At 51.2% G+C, this 709-nt stretch carries 1 protein-coding gene; it reads right to left on the bottom strand.

The window, feature by feature from the left end:
• Nucleotides 1-84 precede the first annotated feature (84 nt).
• Nucleotides 85-709: hypothetical protein (locus A3730_RS32390; protein ID WP_197477740.1), on the bottom strand; the 625-nt coding region annotated here is incomplete at its 5' end.

Genomic DNA, 709 nt, shown 5'->3' with positions numbered 1-709 from the left:
CTATAGATCTGCCTTCCTCGAAACAAAAAAATACCCGGGCAAGCCCGGGTATTTTTCAACTCGCAACCGAAGTTGCAGCCGTTATTAGTGACCAGAGATGGCCACCGTAGTACCACCGAGATCAAGACCAGTCAGGTAGACATTACCCAGAGCCGCCGCAGAGCCATCACCCAAAGTCAGACGGGAGATGTCAACACCAACATCATTCGCGGTAGTGCTCACCGTAAGCTCCAGACCGGTTGAGGTCAGGTTGGCAGTAGTATTATCGGTGCCATCACCGAGTACCAAGTTATTAACGGAGATGTTTTCTGCCCCAATCCAGCCGGCATTGCTAGTACCGCCATACAGCTGAACATCATCCAAAGACACGTTTACGGTACCGCTCAGCTCAAGGAAGTTGGCGGTGCCAACAGCAGGTGTACCTGCATCAGGACCCAGCTGCATAATCAAATCTGAAGCAGCTAGTGTCAAAGTACCAACGCTCAACACCTCAGTGGAATTTGTAATATCACCAAGGCGAGAGTTGTCAGCGCTTGCACCAGCGGTCGCTGCGCTGGAACCCTGAACGCCAATCGACAAATTAGTCAGAGTGATGTCATTGGGGATACCAATAGCAACTTGAAGTACACCAGTGTTTGCGCCAGTGGCAGAACCGCCCGCATCGATATCGATCGTAACACCGTCCAAATCGACATTAAGACCAGCGATG

This window comes from Alcanivorax sp. HI0044, assembly GCF_001634945.1.
The sequence above is the reverse complement of the archived record's forward strand: the minus strand, read 5'-3'. Positions and strand labels throughout refer to the sequence as shown.